The organism is Tateyamaria sp. 7Alg 36, assembly GCF_059882455.1.
Genome location: NZ_CM187613.1, coordinates 2,747,665 through 2,765,101 on the forward strand (window position 1 = coordinate 2,747,665; position 17,437 = coordinate 2,765,101).

The 17,437-nt window shown below is 62.3% G+C and carries 13 protein-coding genes; 3 read left to right on the top strand and 10 right to left on the bottom strand.

Annotated elements, in window-relative coordinates; all coding sequences use genetic code 11:
• The first annotated feature begins 5 nt into the window (after positions 1-5).
• Positions 6-1,409: an FAD-binding oxidoreductase gene (locus tag AC6GQJ_RS13405; protein WP_500769051.1), complete on the top strand. Its 1,404-nt coding sequence runs from the start codon at positions 6-8 to the stop codon at positions 1,407-1,409.
• A 257-nt stretch (positions 1,410-1,666) separates the two neighbouring features.
• The gene (locus tag AC6GQJ_RS13410; protein WP_500769053.1) at positions 1,667-4,168 is read left to right on the top strand and encodes a GcvT family protein; all 2,502 of its coding nucleotides are present in this window, start codon (positions 1,667-1,669) and stop codon (positions 4,166-4,168) included.
• Between the two features lie 60 nt (positions 4,169-4,228).
• On the opposite strand, the gene AC6GQJ_RS13415 is transcribed toward AC6GQJ_RS13410, so the two are convergent.
• From AC6GQJ_RS13415 to AC6GQJ_RS13425, 3 genes are read right to left on the bottom strand one after another with little or no spacing between them, the layout of a single operon-like run.
• Positions 4,229-4,990: a GH25 family lysozyme gene (locus AC6GQJ_RS13415; protein ID WP_500769055.1), complete on the bottom strand. Its 762-nt coding sequence runs from the start codon at positions 4,988-4,990 to the stop codon at positions 4,229-4,231.
• Between the two features lie 16 nt (positions 4,991-5,006).
• Positions 5,007-6,065, bottom strand: coding sequence for an NAD(P)/FAD-dependent oxidoreductase (locus AC6GQJ_RS13420; RefSeq protein ID WP_500769057.1), 1,059 nt, complete (start codon positions 6,063-6,065; stop codon positions 5,007-5,009).
• Positions 6,062-6,988 (bottom strand): aldo/keto reductase, encoded by a 927-nt coding sequence (locus tag AC6GQJ_RS13425; protein ID WP_500769059.1) that lies wholly within the window; start codon positions 6,986-6,988, stop codon positions 6,062-6,064. The genes AC6GQJ_RS13420 and AC6GQJ_RS13425 overlap by 4 nt, the downstream gene beginning before the upstream one ends.
• 220 nt (positions 6,989-7,208) lie before the next feature.
• Here AC6GQJ_RS13425 and AC6GQJ_RS13430 point away from each other — a divergent pair, with 220 nt between their 5' ends.
• The gene (locus AC6GQJ_RS13430; protein WP_500769061.1) at positions 7,209-7,949 is read left to right on the top strand and encodes a hypothetical protein; all 741 of its coding nucleotides are present in this window, start codon (positions 7,209-7,211) and stop codon (positions 7,947-7,949) included.
• A gap of 69 nt (positions 7,950-8,018) precedes the next feature.
• Here AC6GQJ_RS13430 and AC6GQJ_RS13435 read toward each other — a convergent pair whose 3' ends face one another.
• From AC6GQJ_RS13435 to xdhA, 7 genes are read right to left on the bottom strand one after another with little or no spacing between them, the layout of a single operon-like run.
• Positions 8,019-9,098: a BMP family ABC transporter substrate-binding protein gene (locus AC6GQJ_RS13435; RefSeq protein ID WP_500769063.1), complete on the bottom strand. Its 1,080-nt coding sequence runs from the start codon at positions 9,096-9,098 to the stop codon at positions 8,019-8,021.
• Between the two features lie 32 nt (positions 9,099-9,130).
• Complete coding sequence (locus AC6GQJ_RS13440; protein ID WP_500769065.1) at positions 9,131-10,051, bottom strand: ABC transporter permease; 921 nt, start codon at positions 10,049-10,051, stop codon at positions 9,131-9,133.
• Positions 10,051-11,133 (bottom strand): ABC transporter permease, encoded by a 1,083-nt coding sequence (locus AC6GQJ_RS13445; RefSeq protein ID WP_500769067.1) that lies wholly within the window; start codon positions 11,131-11,133, stop codon positions 10,051-10,053. The genes AC6GQJ_RS13440 and AC6GQJ_RS13445 overlap by 1 nt, the downstream gene beginning before the upstream one ends.
• A gap of 45 nt (positions 11,134-11,178) precedes the next feature.
• The gene (locus AC6GQJ_RS13450) at positions 11,179-12,696 is read right to left on the bottom strand and encodes an ABC transporter ATP-binding protein (protein ID WP_500769069.1); all 1,518 of its coding nucleotides are present in this window, start codon (positions 12,694-12,696) and stop codon (positions 11,179-11,181) included.
• Positions 12,693-13,616, bottom strand: coding sequence for a xanthine dehydrogenase accessory protein XdhC (xdhC, locus tag AC6GQJ_RS13455; RefSeq protein WP_500769071.1), 924 nt, complete (start codon positions 13,614-13,616; stop codon positions 12,693-12,695). Before xdhC ends, AC6GQJ_RS13450 begins: the two co-directional genes overlap by 4 nt.
• A complete protein-coding gene (gene xdhB, locus AC6GQJ_RS13460; RefSeq protein WP_500769073.1) occupies positions 13,609-15,909 on the bottom strand; it encodes a xanthine dehydrogenase molybdopterin binding subunit in 2,301 nt (766 codons plus the stop codon). The genes xdhC and xdhB overlap by 8 nt, the downstream gene beginning before the upstream one ends.
• Entirely contained in the window at positions 15,906-17,288 is a 1,383-nt protein-coding gene (gene xdhA / locus AC6GQJ_RS13465; RefSeq protein WP_500769075.1) for a xanthine dehydrogenase small subunit, read from the bottom strand. The genes xdhB and xdhA overlap by 4 nt, the downstream gene beginning before the upstream one ends.
• Positions 17,289-17,437 lie beyond the last annotated feature (149 nt).

Genomic DNA, 17,437 nt, shown 5'->3' on the forward strand with positions numbered 1-17,437 from the left:
ACACTATGGTTCAGGCGATTGATCTGGCACGCAACGAAGACGGCATTGCAGCGGCCCTTGGCATTCTCAAGCAACAGTTCGGAGAGCGGTTCCACACCGGTCAAGCGATGCGCGACCAGCACGCGCACACCACCACATGGATCAAGGCGCAGGCCCCCGACGCGGTGGTGTTTCCTAACTCGACCAAGGAAGTGTCCGACATCGTCAAGATCTGCGCCGAACATGGGGTGCCGGTCATTCCCTATGGCACGGGCACCTCGCTTGAAGGGCATGTGAACGCCCCTGCGGGGGGCGTGTCGGTTGACCTGAGCACGATGGACAAGATCATCGCCGTGAACGCCGAAGACCTTGATTGCGTTGTGCAACCGGGTGTGACGCGGGAACAGTTGAATACTTATCTGCGCGACCGTGGCCTGTTCTTTCCCATCGATCCGGGTGCGAACGCATCGCTAGGCGGCATGACCTCGACCCGTGCGTCGGGGACCAACGCGGTGCGCTATGGCACGATGAAGGACAATGTGATCGCCCTAGAGGCGGTGATGGCCGACGGGCGTGTGATCCGCACGGCGCAGCGGGCCAAGAAATCCTCGGCCGGCTATGACATGACGCGGCTGCTGGTTGGTTCCGAAGGGACGCTGGGCCTGATCACCGAAATCACGCTGCGCCTGCAGGGCATTCCCGAGGCGATCCGCGCTGCACGCATGTCGTTCTCCAGCATTGATGCCGCCTGTCAGGCGGTGATGACCACGATCCAGTATGGCATCCCTGTTGCGCGGATCGAACTGCTGGACGAGGTAAACGTGCGGGCCGCCAACGCCTATTCCAAACTGGACCTGCCGGAGACGCCCCTTTTGCTGCTGGAATTCCACGGGTCTGACAATTCGGTTGTCGAACAGGCCGAGATGTTCGGCGCGATTGCCGAGGATGTAGGTGGGTTCGATTTCGCCACCACCGGCACTGCCGAAGAGCGCAATAAGCTGTGGAAAGCGCGCCACGATCTGTACTGGGCGAGCCTGCAACTGCGCCCCGGCGCGCAGGCCCTGTCCACCGATGTTTGCGTGCCGATTTCGCGTCTGGCCGAAGCGGTCACAGGGGCGCAGGCCAAAGCGGCAGAGCTTGGCCTGATGGCCCCGATTGTCGGGCATGTGGGGGACGGGAATTTCCACTCGCTGGTGTTGCTGGACCGCAGTGATCCCAGCGAAGTCGCCCGCGCCGAAGAGTTCACCGCCTTCCTTGTCGAAGAGGCGATCCGCATGGACGGTACCTGCACGGGTGAACATGGGATCGGGCAGGGCAAGATGCCCTATCTGGTGCGCGAACTGGGCGACACGGTCGATTTCATGGCCGCGATCAAGATCGCGCTCGATCCCCAAAACATCATGAACCCGGGCAAGATTTTCGCCCTTTAAAACGAGCAGGGCCATGGGGGATCATCCCACTGGCCCTGTCACCCCCTGCGGCAATCCAAAGGCCGCGCTAGCGCGCGCAGCGATTTTATTTGCGCTTGCCGCGCGGGCCCAAAGAGGGCGTTGCCCTCTTTGAAATCTCCCAAGGTATTTAAGACCCAAAGAATGCGTCGTTTTTGCGCCTTGAGCGGTCGGCGGTCTTGCGCGCGCAACGGTCCTGTTTTCTAGAAGTGGGGAGGGTTTGTTCGAGGATTCGAGACATGAAGACGCAGGTTAAAGCACTGGTTGTCGGCGGTGGCGCCGTCGGGACCTCAATCGCCTATCATCTGGCCCGTGCGGGGTGGGACGATGTGATGTTGCTGGAGCGTGACGAGTTGACCAGCGGCAGCACGTGGCATGCGGCGGGGTTGCTGCCGTATTTCAACATGTCCTTTGCAACGACCCATATCCATGACTATTCCATCCGGTTCTACAAGACGCTGGAAGAAGAGACCGGATTGAACGCCGGTTTTGCCGTGGTGGGCAATTTGCGCATGGCCCAGACCGAAGAACGGATGGACGAATATATGCTCTATGCCTCGACCGCCGAGACATGTGGTGTGCCCTACACGTTCATGACGCCCGAGCAGATCAAGGAGAAGTGGCCGCTGATCCGCACCGATGATCTGAAAGGGGCGTTGTATCACCAGACCGACGGATACATTAACCCTGCCGATGTCACTATGGCCATGGCCAAGGGCGCGCGCCAGCGTGGGGTGATGATCGAACGCAAATGGCAGGCGGATGCGTTCCATTGGAACGGGTCGGCGTGGGAAGTGACGGCGACCAAGATGGTCGAAAAGGGCGGCAACCTTGTGCCTAGTGACGAGCAAATCGTTATCACCGCCGAACATGTGGTCACGGCCAGTGGCAACCACGCCCAACGCACGGCCAAGATGCTGGGCATCAAAATGCCCGCCATTCCGGTAGAGCACCAGTTCATCGTCATGGAACAGGATCCCGAGTTGGTGAAGTTCCGCGCCGAGGGCAACGTGGAGCACCCTGTGATCCGTGATGCGGATGCGCAGTCTTATGTGCGCGAGGAACGCGGCGGGTGGATCCTTGGCGTCTATGAAAAGGATGCGCCTGCGCGGTTCGAACATGGTGTGCCGGACAGTTTCCGCGCCGATCTGTTCCAGTTGGATCTGGAGCGGATCGAAGAGCAGTATATGGCGATGATCCACCGCATTCCGTCCTGCGAGAACAGCGGGCTGAAGGATGATTTCAACGGGCCGATCTGCTATACGCCCGATGGTAACCCGTTGGTGGGGCCTGCGCCAGGTTTGCGCAACATGTGGCTGGCCGAGGGGTTCTCGTTCGGGATCACGGCGGCGGGTGGCACGGGCTATTACCTTGCGCAGATGATGGTCGAGGGTGAGGCCGAGATCGACATGGCGTCGCTGGACCCCAAACGTTATGGCGACTGGATGACAACCGAGTTCGCCGCGCGCAAGAACGAGGAGTGCTACGAGCACGTCTATATCCTGCACCATCCCGACGAGGAACGCCCCGCCTGTCGCCCGCTGCGCACGTCGCCCAGCTATGACCGTCAGGCGGCCAAGGGGGCGCAGTTCGGATTTGTGAACGGATGGGAGCGGCCAAACTATTACGGCCCCGTCGATGCGCCTGAAAACTTTGACCACGACGCGCGGTCGTTCCGCCGTGGCGGATGGTGGCAATATGCTGTGGAGGAGGCGCGCGCGATCCGTGAGGGCGTCGGCCTGATCGACGCGACCGCCTTTACCAAGCATCGCGTGAGCGGCCCCGGCGCCACCGCGTTTCTGGATTGGTTCACCACCAACAAGCTGCCGAAAGTGGGGCGTATCAACCTGACCTATGCGCTGACGGCGGCGGGGACCACGCGCACGGAATACACGATCGTGCGGCTGGCCGAGGATGACTATTACCTCGTGTCGGCGGGTTCATGGACGGCCTATGATCAGGATTACCTCTATAAGTGCGTTGCGGATATGGAACCCGAGTTTGGCCGTATCAATACGACCGAAGAAACCACGAAATGGGGTGTTTTCGCCATTGCAGGGCCGAAGTCGCGGGATGTTCTGAAGTCGCTGATTGTTGATCCTGACCCTGAAACGGCACTGTCCAACAAGCGGTTCCCGTGGTTGTCCTACCGCGATATCGAACTGGGCATGTGTCCGGTGCGGGCGATCCGCGTCGCCTATACCGGAGAGTTGGGCTGGGAACTGCACCACCCGATCGAGATGCAGAACTACCTCTGGGATCAACTCCTTGCTGCGGGAGAGTCGCACGGACTGAAGCTGGTCGGGGCGCGGGCGCAGAACTGGCTGCGGCAGGAGAAATCCTATCGCGCGTTCGGGACGGAACTGGGGCGCGATGCGACGCCGCTTGAAGCGGACCTGCCGCGTTTTGTCGATCTGTCAAAGCCGTTCCATGGCCGCGATGCGATGCAGGCGATCGGCGTGCGGTCGAAATGCGTGACGCTGTTGATTGATGGGCCGGATGATGCCGATCCGTGGGGGCGCGAGGCGCTGTATCACGGTGATCGCCGTGTCGGGCGGTTGACCTCGGGCGGGTATTCGGTGGCCTTCGGGAAATCCATTGGCATGGGCTATGTCGCGCCGGAACTGGCTGAGGCGGGGACCAAGTTGCAGGTCAAGATGTTCGACCAGTTGTGGGATGCCGAGGTCGTCGTAGACAGCCCCTATGATCCGAAGAACGAGGCGATCCGCAAGGACGGCTAAGCACATATCCCTTGCCCGCCTGATACGGGGGGCGAGGGATGCGTCGTGGCAGGCCGCACACTATTTGATGGAGCGGCGGGCCTTCCACGCCTCCCACGTTTCACGCGATCCGTTGAAGGCGTTGATATCCACTGCACCCGGTGTGTTGGGCAATGTGCCGGTGGCCGTGTACTGCCAAAAGCGCCAGCTTTGGCCGGGATAGGCTTGGGCCGGGGTTTTGGCCGTTGTACGCAGCCAGAAATCCACGCCCTTGAACGCACCCAGCCCGTTTTCTTTGTAAAAGCGCGGGGTGGTGTAGATGATCGGCTTTTGCCCGTAATGGGCGGTCACGATGTCCATCCAGCGCTGCATCTCGGCCCGCACGGTCGCGCCATCGGGACGGCGCTGGCACGTGGGTGAGAACGGGTTCCATTCCATGTCCAGCACAGGGGGCAGGCTGCCGCGCGTGCGCGGGGCAGTGCGGATAAAGAACTGCGCCTGCACTTCGGGTGAGGTGCAGAAATAATAGAAGTGATAGGCCCCGCGTGCGATGCCTGCGCGGCCTGCGCCCCGCCAGTGGTCGTCGAATTTCGGGTCTTTGAGGTCGCCACCCTCGGTCGCCTTGAGGAAGGCGAATTCGATGCCGACCGCTTTGGCCCGTTCCCAATCCACAGAAGTCTGGAACCGTGCGGCATCCATGCCGCGCACGGGATAGGTGCTGGGTTGCCGTCCGGCGAATTGTACCGGTGCGCTGTCCCCGATCACCAAGGGGCCGTTGAACGGGGCGGGGGCAGTCCCACAGGCTGCAACAAGAAGCAGAAGGGCGATGGTACGGCGGAACATGGGCAACCTCTAGGACTTATGAAAAACGCGAAGGGGACAAGGCGGCGATGGTGTCGGGGTCGATGGTGGGTGCGTGGCCAAGGATCAGATCGGCAAGCAACTGGCTGGCGGCGGGCGCGGTCTGGAAGCCATAGCCACCTTGCCCCGCGCACCAAATGAATTCGGGGTGTGCCGCGTCGCGCCCCAGTACAAGGGTGCGGTCGGGGGCGAAGCTGCGCAAGCCCGCCCACGAAGCGATCAGCCGCGTGACAGGGGCGGTGACGCATTGGCCATAGCGGTCCAGCCCTTCGGCCAGCACCATGTCATCGGGCCACGCGTCGTGCGGTTCGGTGGCGTCCTCGTCCGCTGGCGAAACCAGCAGCGCGCCCGCGTCGGGTTTGGCATACCATGCTTCGCCCACGCCAAAGAAGATCGGCCAGCGGGATACGTCCAGACCGTCAGGGGCCGGAATACGCGCCATGGACCGTCGGTGCGGCGTGATCCCAACAGGCGCGACGCCTGCCATGACCGCGACCTGATCGGCCCACGCCCCTGCGGCGTTCACCAGCGTCGTTGCGCGCAGGATGTCGGGGCCGCAGGCGACCTGCCATGTGCCGTCGTGGTGAATGCCGGTGACGGGCGTGCCGGTCAGGAGGCGCCCGCCGTTGCTGCGGATCGTCTTGGCGAAATCCTGGATCATCCGGTCAGTGTCGATGTCATACGCCTCGGGGTGATAGGCGGCGCGGGAGATCGTGTCGTTCAGGATCGGCACGTGATTGCGTGCCTCTTGCAAGGACACTTCGGGGCATTTCAACTGGGCGGCGTCGGCATCGAAACCATCATCCTCGCCCGCGCAGGCGATCAGCATGAAACCACGCGGGCTGAGGTAGGGTTGGTGGAAATCGGCGCTGGCGCGGTTCAACGTGATGACCGAGGGCAGGCCGTAATTCTGTTCGAACAGCGCAGCCGAGCGCCCCGAGGCGTGATAGCCTAGCGAGGGTTCCCCTTCGATCAGGGTAACATTGGCGTGCGCCGACAGACGTGCCGCGGCAGAGACCCCTGCGATCCCGCCGCCGATCACGATGATGTCGCTCATGCTTCCTCGATCCGGTCCGTCGCGGGCGGAGGCGTCACGCTGAGCGCGGTGATCCGGTCATAAAGCTCCGGCGTCATCTCGAAATCCAGTGCGGCCAGCGACGGGCCAAGCTGTTCAAGCGACCGTGCGGAGATGATCGGGCGGGGGCGTGCGGGATGGGCCATCGCCCATGCGACAGCCAGCGTTGCGGGATGCGTTCCACTTTCGGACGCCAGCGCGTCAAGCTGCATCGCCGTTTGGCGCATCCATTCGACGTTGTAGCGCGCGGCATAGCGGTGGTCTTCGGTCAGGCGACCGGTGGCGCCGTGCACATATTTACCGGTCAGCAGGCCACCACCAAGCGGCGAATAGGGTACGATTTCCAGCCCTTGATCGACGCACATTGGGAAAATCTCGACCTCGGACTGGCGTTTCACAAGGCTGTACATCGGCTGCATCATTTCGATCTGGATTTCGAAATTGGCCGCGACCGCCTGCGCCTTCATCACCTGCCACGCAGCAAAATTCGACACGGCGATGTGGCGTATCTTGCCGCTGTGTTTCAGGGTCGCCAGCGCGTCAAAGGTTTCCTGCAAGGGCGTGTCGTCGTCGAACCTGTGCAGGTACAGGATGTCGACCACGTCCAGCTGAAGGCGCTGCTGCGAGGTGGCGAAACCTTGCAGGATGTTGTCGCGGCCCGACCCGTATTCATAGGCGGCCTTGGTGGCGACGATGATGCTGTCGCGATCGTCCTTGACCAGCTCGCCCAAGATCGTCTCGGACTGGCCGCCGGTATAGACATAGGCGGTGTCAAAATGGGTGATGCCAGCGGCGCGCGCTGCGTCGAACATGTCGCGGCTTTCGTTCGCGTCGGCGTTGCCGCCGAATTGCATTGTGCCAAAGGTCAGCGGGGACAGCGGGGTGCCATTCAGAGATGTAATCATGCGTGATTGGTGCCACGACTTGCCCCGCCCGCGCAACGGTTAAGGCTGCGTCGGCGGCGAATTGCACCGTCACTCGGTGGGCGGCTTTGCCCGTGTCCCGCGTCGGGAATTGCACCGTATTTTAGTAAAACCCGACGGGTATCGGCGGGTGCTGGCAACCCTATGTCAACGCTTGGCTGGCAGCTTGCCCCTCACGCGGTGATTTCAGAATGAGGTTGTGATGGAGCGTTTCTTGGGCCTGTTGGCCTGTGTGGGTTTGTGTTGTCAGGCGGCTTTTGCATGGGCGGATGCGCTGCCGATGGTCAGCCGCGTTAGCCTGCTGGTGGATCGTGCACCCCTGATCCGGAAAGAGGGGGCAAAACCGCGCAATTCGCCTAGCCTATTCGCAGGGCGCGATGGCGGCGGCATGTTTGCGCCAGCCGTTATGCGCGGTCCGGCCTATAGCAGCCCGCGTCACGCGCCGCTTGCCCGCCTGCGCAGCCTGATCGCCCGGGCCGAGGCAGGATCGAAAGGCTATGACGCAGTCCAGCACGGGGCCAAGATCCGCCCCGATGCGCCGCCCACTGCGCTGACGGTGCAGGACATCTATGACTGGATCGAAGACACCCCTGGACAGCCACATGCCATCGGCCGCTATCAGTTCATTCCGCCGACTCTGCGGATGCTGGTGCAGCGGTTGAACATCGATCCCAAGACGCGGTTCACCCCCGATGTGCAGGACCGTCTGGCCGATGCGCTGCTGCGCGATGCGGGGCTGACACGGTTTTTGGAAGGCAGCCTTGGACGCGAGGCATTCATGAACAATCTGGCGAAAATCTGGGCCGGACTGCCCAATGACACCGGACGCTCGCATTATCACGGGGTGGCGGGCAACAAGGCCACGATGACGTGGGCGTCGTTCAATGCCGAGATGGTGCAGATATTTCCCGACACAGGCGCACCGCGCACCGGTGACGGATAAAAAAAGGCCCCGTGCGAAACGGGGCCTTTCGTGGATAGGCGCAAGTCGCTGCGCCTGATCCCTGTCCGCTTATTGCGGAATGTCGCCTTCGATGCCTTCGACATAGAAGTTCATACCAGCCAGCGTGCCATCATCGGCTGTTTCACCTTCGGCGAGAAAGACCGAGCCGTCCTGCTTGTTCAGCGGGCCGGTGAACGCGTGGTAAGACCCGTCCGCCAGCGCGGCCTTCAGGGCCAGTGCTTCGGCTTTGACGTCTTCCGGTACAGCGTCTGTGATCTCACCGATACCGACCATGCCAGCGCCAATACCGTCCCAAGTGTCCGTGCTTTCCCATGTGCCGTCCATCACGGCCTTGGTGCGCGCGATGTAGTAGGGGGCCCAGTCGTCAATGATCGAAGAAACGCGTGGGAACGGTGCGTACTGCCCCATGTCAGACGCCTGACCGAATGTGACCACGTTGCCCGCTTCTTGCGCTGCGGCTTGTGGCGCGGTGGAGTCGGTGTGTTGCAGAACAACATCCGCACCCTGTTCGATCAGAACCTTGGCGGCATCGGCCTCTTTGGCGGGGTCGAACCATGTGTAGACCCAGATCACCTTGAACTCGACGTCAGGGTTCACCTTGGACGCGTGGATATAGGCCGAGTTGATGCCGCGAATAACTTCGGGGATCGGGAAGGACCCGATGTAGCCGATGATGTTCGACTTGGTCATCTTGCCCGCGATGTGGCCCTGAATGGCGCGCCCTTCATAGAAGCGGGCCGAATAGGTCGACACGTTGTCGGCACGTTTGTAACCCGTGGCGTGTTCGAATTTCACGTCGGGGAACTTGGCCGCCACGTTGATCGTCGGGTCCATATACCCGAACGACGTGGTGAAGATCAGGTCGGCCCCGTCCAGCGCCATCTGCGTCATCACACGCTCGCTGTCCGGTCCTTCGGCCACGTTTTCAACGTAGACGGTTTCGACCTTGTCGCCGAATTCCGCTTCGACCGCTTGGCGGCCCTGATCGTGTTCGTAGGTCCAGCCGCCGTCGCCGACAGGGCCGACATAAACAAAGCCGACTTTGGTTTTTTCGTGACCGTCGGCGATCGCGCCGCCGGCAAAGCCGACCGCAAGCGCGGCTGTCGCCATCAATGTGGTGAATTTCATATGAGAGTTACCCCCTGAAGTTAAAGCGCCTCTTATCCCGAGGCGTGGAATGTGCGCCCCAGTGAGCCGGGGGCGCGGGATTTGTCCGCAGACAGAATCACCAGAACGATGATTGTCACGATGTAGGGCGACATTGCCAAATACTCGACGGGAATAGCAACGCCTGCACCTTGCAGGTTCAGTTGCAACTGGGTGATTCCGCCAAAAAGATAGGCACCCAGCAGGACGCGCAATGGTTTCCAGCTGGCAAACACCACCAGAGCGAGTGCGATCCACCCGACGCCTGCTGTCATCCCCTCGGTCCACTGCGGGACGCGGATCAGACTGATATAGGCACCGCCAAGGCCCGCGCAGGCACCGCCGAACATAATCGCGCCGGTGCGGATGCGTTTGACCTTATACCCAAGCGCGTGTGCGGCATCGTGGTTTTCCCCAACAGCCCGCAGGATCAGACCCGCGCGCGTGTATTTCAGCGTGGCCCACGTGCCCGCCACAATCAGCAGCGCGAGGTAGACGATCAGGTCATGGCCGAACAGGATCGGCCCGATCACCGGAATATCCGCCAGCGCGCCCAGTGGTGTGCCCTGCATCTGCGGCGGTTTGATCCCGACATAGCTTTGACCCATCAGCGCAGACAGCCCCAGCCCGAACAGCGTCAGCGCAAGGCCCGACGCCACCTGATTGGCCAGCGCTACCTGCGTCAGAAAGGCAAACAACAGCGACAGAACCGCGCCCCCGACCGCCGCCCCGACAAAGCCGACGGCGGGCGATCCTGTGTTCACCGCAATGATGAAACCGCAAACCGCGCCGGTGATCATCATGCCCTCGACCCCGAGGTTCAAAACGCCCGCGCGCTCGACAATCAACTCGCCAATCGCGGCCAGCATGATCGGGGTAGAGGCCGCGATCATCGCAGCGATCAGAAGGATGGGATTGATGGCAGAAAGGTCCATTATGCAAGCTCTCCCTTGCCGATCCGGATGCGGTAATGCGTCAGCACATCAAGCGCGAGCAGGAAAAACAGCAGCATCCCCTGAAACACCTGAATAGCGGCGGCCGGCAGGCCCAACTGGCTTTGTGCGATGTCGCCGCCGATATAGGTCAACGCCATCAACAGCCCCGCGGCGACGATGCCAACCGGATGCAAACGGCCCAGAAAGGCGACGATGATCGCCGTGAAGCCGTAGCCAACATTGAAGTCGATGCTGATTTGTCCGGCAGGTCCGGACACTTCGAACATGCCCGCAAGCCCCGCTAGCAGGCCGGACATGCCAAGACAGAACAACACCAGACGCGCCGGATTGACGCCGCCGAATTTGGCCGCGCGGGGGGCTTCACCGGTGACACGTATGGCAAATCCCAACCGATGCCGCGTCAGCAGAACATAGGCGAAGATCACGGCGATCAACGCGGCGACAACACCCCAGTGCATGCCCGTCCCCGCGATCAACTCGCCATTATGCGCCGATGCATATTGCTGCAGGTTCCGCGAGCCCGGAAATCCGAACCCCTCGGGGTTCTTCAGCAACCCCAAAGACATAGAGGCAAGCAATTGCTCGGCCACATAGACCAGCATCAGCGACACCAGAATTTCGTTTGTCCCGAACTTGACCTTCAACAGCCCCGGTATCATGGCCCAGACCCAGCCGCCGAAAGCACCCGCCAGAACCATCAGCGGAAAGATGAAAACGCTCTCGGCGGGGTAAAAGGCCAGACCCGCCGCCGCACCACAAATCGCGCCGACGATATACTGCCCCTCGGCCCCGATGTTCCAGATGCCCGCCCTGAACCCAAGGGCAAGGCCGATGGCAATCAGAATCAGCGGCGCGCCCTTCACCAGCAGTTGCGGACGGTAATAGAATGCGAACTCGCCAAACAGCGGCTGCCAGAAAATGGTCAGGATGGCCTGAATCGGATCTTTGCCCAGAATGGCAAACAATACGCCGCCAAACACCATCGTTGCCAACACCGCCAGAACCGGTGTCGCCCACGACATGGCACGCGACGGCTGCGGGCGTTTCTCAAGCCGGATCATCGCGGCTGCCTTTCATTGTTCTTCAAATATGCACGGTCCGACAGATCACACATGTGCAACCTCCATCCCGTGCGCGCCGCCCAGCATCAGGCCGATCTGCTCCACATCAAGCTGCGCAGTCGGTCGTGGCGCATTCAGCCGCCCTTCGTTCAGGGCCGCAAACCGGTCCGAGATTTCCATCAACTCGTCCAGATCCTGACTGATCACAACCAGCGCCGTCCCGCCCGAGGCCAGATCAAGCAGCGCCTGCCGGATCGACGCGGCAGCGGCGGCATCCACGCCCCATGTGGGCTGGTTCACGATCAGCACATCGGGGCGCTGCAACACTTCACGACCGATCACGAACTTCTGCAAATTCCCCCCCGACAAGGATCGTGCCGCCGTGGCAGGGCCGGGGGTGCGCACGTCAAATCCCGCGATGATACGTTCGGCAAAGTCTCGTGCCTTGCCCCAATTCAACATGCCGCGCCGTGCCAGCCCTTCGCGGGTTGCGCCGGTCAGCATCGCGTTTTCGATCAGCGACATGTCCGGCGCTGCCGCGTGGCCCAACCGCTCTTCGGGGGCGCTCAGCACTCCAAGGCCGCGCCGCGCTTCGGGGCCGTCGGCACACAGGTCGCGGCCCTTGAACGTCACCATGCCGTGCCCGCAAGGCAGCTCGCCCGACATCACGCCCAGCAATTCGTCCTGCCCGTTGCCCGCGACGCCGCCAATGCCCAGCACCTCGCCCGCGTGCACCTCGAACGAAATATCGCGCAGGGGCATCCCGAAGGCCGAGGGCGACGCCACGCTCAAGTTTTTCGTCGACAGCACCACCTCGCCAAAGTCGTGCGCGCTGCTTTTGGGGCTGGCGAGGGTGGTGCCGACCATCAACTCGGCCATCTCGCGTGCGGATGTGTCCCGCGGCACGCAGGTACCAACCACTTTGCCGCCGCGCAGGATCGTCGCCGCATCACATAGGCTGCGGATTTCCTCCAGCTTGTGCGAGATATAAAGGATCGCGGTGCCTTCTGACTTCAACTTGCGCAGCGTCTCGAACAGGATGTCGACCTCTTGCGGGGTCAGAACACTAGTCGGTTCGTCCATGATCAGCAGCTTGGGTTCCTGCAGCAAGCAGCGGATGATCTCGACCCGTTGGCGTTCACCCGCAGACAGGTCACCGACAAGGCGATCCGGCGTCAAAGGCAGGCCATAGGTTTCCGACACTTCGCGAATTTGCGCGGCCAGAGTACGCATTGGCGGTGGCGCTTCCATGCCCAACGCGATGTTTTCGGCGACGGACAGTGCGTCGAACAGGGAAAAGTGCTGGAACACCATGCCGATCCCTGCGGCGCGTGCCGCCCGTGGATCTGTCGGCGCGAAATCCTGCCCGTGCATCTGCATCGTGCCGCTGTCGGGTTTGACCAGACCATAGATCATTTTGACCAGCGTGGACTTGCCGGCGCCGTTTTCCCCCAACAGTGCGTGGATTTCCCCGACGCCGATCTCAAGCGTGACGGAATCGTTCGCCACCACTCCGGGATAGGCCTTGGTCAGGCCGCGCAGGCCAAGAAGTTGTGTGCTCATGCGCGCGCCTTTGCTGTGCGTGTCTCGTGCTGTTGCGCTGAAAGTAGCCGATGCGCCACACCAATCGCAATCATATGTGGTTGTTTGCCCAAAGAGGGGTCTCCGATCGGGCAGGTGATGCGCGCGATTTGGGCGCTGTCATGGCCCAATGCGGCGAGGCGCTTGGAAAACCGCGCCCATTTTGTGGCCGACCCGATCAGCCCGCACTGCGCAAAGCCGCGTTGCAACAAGGCATGGCATAGGGCCAGATCAATGTCGTGCGAATAGGTCAGGATAAGGTGTTCCGCCGTAACAGGCGCGTGGGCGGCCAGGCGCGGCAGGTCGCTGGCCGGAACGGTGCGCACATGGGTCGGTACCGCATCGGGGAACCGGTCGGGTGCTGTGTCCGCCCATGTCAGTGCCAGATCGGGCAGGGGGCCAAGCACGTCGACAATGGCCCGCCCCACATGGCCCGCGCCCCAGATCCAGACCTCGCGGGCGCGGCTTTGTACAGGTTCGACCATCCAGCCGTCGATGCGCGCAGCCTTTGGCTTCTGCCCCTGATTGCGTGCCTCTTTCAGCACCCGCCGGACTGCCATCGGCATCGGGTCAGGGCCGCGTGCGACGATATCTTCGGGCAGGGCGCGCGCGCGGGCTAGGTCATATACTTCGCTCAACACCTCCACCGCGCCGCCACAGCATTGCCCCAGATCGGGCCCAAGCGCGTGGCGGGTGCTGGTGTCCTGCGTCAGGGTGCGGGCGGCGCGGCTCAGGTCATATTCCAATGCCCCGCCGCCAATCGTGCCGCTTTGCCCCGTGGCCCAGACCAGCATCGCGGCACCTACTTCACGCGGTGCCGACCCGTACACGGCGCTGACCACGACGCGGACCACGCGGCCATGCGCTTCGCAGGCGGCAATAAGGGCGGCGCGGTCAAACATCGCCGCGCGCCCTGTGAATGGCGCGCAACACCGCTTCAGGCGTGGCGGGGGCGTGCAGGTCGGGATAGTGGGCGCCACAGGACGCAACCGCATCGCTGAGCGCGAGAAAGGCTGAGATGCCCAACATCAGCGGCGGCTCACCCACCGCTTTGGATTTGTAGATCGTATCGGCATGGTTTTCGCCGTCCCAAAGGGCGACATTGAACACATCGGGCCGGTCCGCACAGGCGGGGATCTTGTAGGTGGACGGCGCATGGGTGCGTAAACGCCCCTGATCGTCCCAGACCAGTTCCTCGGTTGTCAGCCATCCGGCGCCCTGCACGTAACCGCCCTCGACCTGCCCGATATCCAGCGCAGGGTTCAGCGACGCGCCTGCATCATGTAGAATGTTGGTACGCAATATCCGGTTCTCTCCGGTCAAGGTGTCGATCACGACTTCGGTCACCGCCGCGCCATAGGCGAAGTAGAAGAACGGCCGGCCATGGCCCTTGATCCGGTCCCATTCGATATCCGGCGTTTTGTAAAATCCGGTCGAGGACAGGCTGATGCGCGCCTGATGGGAAAGGGCCGCAACCTCGGCAAAGCTATAGCTGTGCCCGCCCGCCCGCACATGCCCATCGGCAAAGACGACATCCGCCACATCGCATTGATGCAACTCGGCCAGATGTTCCGCCATACGGGTGCGGATTGTGTCGCAGGCGGCCTTGACCGCCATGCCGTTCAGGTCACTGCCCGACGACGCCGCCGTAGCCGAGGTGTTGGGCACCTTTGCCGTATCGGTCGCGGTGATCTTGATCATCTCCAGCGGTACGCCGAAACGGCTCGCCGCCACTTGCGCAACCTTCTGGAACAGGCCCTGTCCCATCTCGGTGCCACCATGGTTCAGGTGGATCGATCCGTCGGCATAGACATGCACCAAGGCCCCCGCCTGATTGAGATGGGTCAGGGTGAAACTGATCCCGAACTTCACAGGCGTCAGCGCGATGCCTTTCTTCAGCACGGGATTGGCAGCGTTCCACGCTGCAACGGCCTCGCGCCGCGCCGCGTAGTCCGACGTTTCGCATAACTGCTTGACCAACCCGTCCAGAATGAAATCATCCACCGGCTGCCCATAGGGCGTTGTCTGCATCTTTTGGCCGGAAATACTGCCGCCGGAGGCATAAAAGTTCCTTTGGCGCACCACCAGCGGATCAAGGGCAAGCTCAGCCGCGACGTGATCCACGATCCGCTCCATCCCCAGCATCCCCTGCGGGCCACCAAAGCCGCGAAAGGCGGTGGCGCTTTGGGTATTGGTGCGCAAGCGGTGGCTTTCGATGCGCACATCGGGCAGCCAATATCCGTTGTCCGCGTGCAGCATGGCACGGTCGGCCACGGGCAGCGATAGATCCATCGCCCAGCCGCAGCGGGTGAACTGGCGCACGTCTAGCGCCGTAATCAGCCCGTCGTCCTCAAAACCGACATCGTAATCGATGCGGAAATCGTGCCGCTTGCCCGTAACGATCATATCGTCGTCGCGGTCATAGCGCATCTTGCAAGGCCGTCCGGTCGCGCGTGCGGCGATGGCGCAGGCGACGGCCAGCGCGTTGCCCTGACTTTCCTTACCGCCGAACCCGCCACCCATGCGCCGTGTTTCCACACGCACGGCATGCATAGGCAGGCCGATGGCCTCGGCCACCTTGTGCTGGATTTCGGTCGGGTGCTGGGTGGAAGAGATGACATGCATGTCCCCGTCTTCCCCCGGTTGGGCAAGGGCGGCTTGCCCTTCGAGATAGAAATGCTCCTGCCCGCCGATATGGATGCTGCCGCTTAGCGTGTTCTCGGCCTTGTCGAGCGCATTGGTCGCGTCGCCTCGGGCATAGACGCGCGGCCCATCCTCGAAACGGGAATCTGCTGCCAGCGCGTCTTCGATGGAAAAAATCGGCGTGCCGTCCTCGATCTCGAACCGCCCCTGACGCGCGGCAAAGCGCGCTTGCAGGTGGCTTTGTGCGATCACCAGAAAGACCGGTTGGCCCATGTAGTGCACCGTGTCCGTGGCCAGCAGCGGTTCGTCATGTGCCGAAGGCGAGACATCATTGGCAAAGGGCAGGTCCGCCGCCGTCAGCACTGCAACCACACCATCAGCGGCGCGCACGGCGTCCAGATCAAACGCGGTCAGAGTACCGCAGGCCGACGGGCTGAGGCCAAAGGCAAGATGCAGCGTGCCGGTGGGCGTGGGCATGTCGTCGACATAGCGGGCAGCCCCCGTGACATGCAGGTGGGCGGCATCATGGGGCAGGGGTTTGGCGACGCTCATGCTGTGACCCCCAAGACACTGGTGGCCTGTCCCTGATCCTCAAGCCATGCGCGCAGCAACATATTCTGCGCCGCCTCAAGACGGTAGGTCGCAGAGGCGCGCATGTCGGACATGGGCGTAAAATCTTGGCTCAGGGCGGTCATGGCGCTGGCCACGGTTGTCTCGCTCCACGGCTGGTTCAGGATCGCCGCTTCGGCATGGCTGGCGCGTTTGGGGATGCCCGCCATGCCGCCAAAGGCAAGCCGCGCCTGCGTGACTGTGCCATCTTCGACCTCGATCCAGAGACAGCCGCAGACGGCCGAGATGTCCTGATCGAACCGTTTGGAGAGTTTGTAACAACGCAGGTGGTCCGGCACGCGTGGGACGCTGATCGCCTCGACAAATTCGTTCTTGGCGCGGTCCTGTTTGCCGTAGTCGAGGAAGAATTCCTCAAGCGGCATCTCGCGCGGGCCCGCGCTGCTGCGCAAGTGCAGCGTCGCGCCAAGGGCAATCAGGGCAGGCGGCCCATCCCCGATGGGTGAGCCGTTGGCGATGTTGCCGCCGATGGTCGCGGCGTTGCGCACCTGTGCTGAGCCATAGCGGCGGATCAACTCGCCAAAGGCGGGGTGGTGCGGCGTTATGGCTTTTTGCAGATCGCGCAAGCTGGTCATCGCGCCGATGCGGATCGTATCGTCGGTGACAGTAACCCCAGCCAGTTCGGGAATGCGGTTCAGGAAGGCCACCGGCCCGAGATCGCGAAAGCCTTTGGTGACCCAGAGGCCCACATCGGTTGCGCCCGCGATCAGGGTGCCGTCAGGGTTCTCGTCCATCCACGTGGCAAGAGCGTCAGGTGTTGTAGGGGGCTCTGCCCCCGTCCTTGCGGACTCCCCCGCAGTATTTTTGGCCAAAAGAGGCGGGGTATCTTTCATGTGGTCGGGGACGGGTGCGGTTTCGGCTTGTTTGGCGGCGCGGATGATCGGGGCGTATCCGGTACAGCGGCACAGGTTCCCGGCCAGTTGTGTGTCGTGGTCTGTCTGGCCGTTCAGGTGGGCGCAGGCCATGGTGGTGATGAAGCCGGGCGTGCAGAAGCCACACTGGCTGCCGTGATGTTCGATCATCGCCTCTTGGACCGGATGCAGGGTGCCATCCGGTGCACTGATGCCTTCGACGGTGCGCACGGCGCGCCCTTCAAGCTGTGGCATGAACAGGATGCAGGCATTGAGCGCATGCGCGCCCGTTTCGTCGGTGACCATGACAGAGCAGGCACCGCAATCGCCTTCGTTGCAGCCTTCCTTGGTGCCGGTCAGTCTTTGGTCCTCGCGGAGCCAGTCGAGCAATGTGGTGGTGGGGGACGTGTCCGCCGTGACCTGTCTTCCGTTGAGAAGAAATGTCGTGCGCATGAATGTGACCTGCCGCGGTACCTTGCGCTCTTGAATATGTGGCGGGACCTCGATGCGGCGTAGAGGTGGATGCCAGAGCAGATTGCATAGAGGCTATGCGCCACCCGCCCGTGTTGGCAAGAGCGTTTGCACTTTTCCGCGCCAGTGCG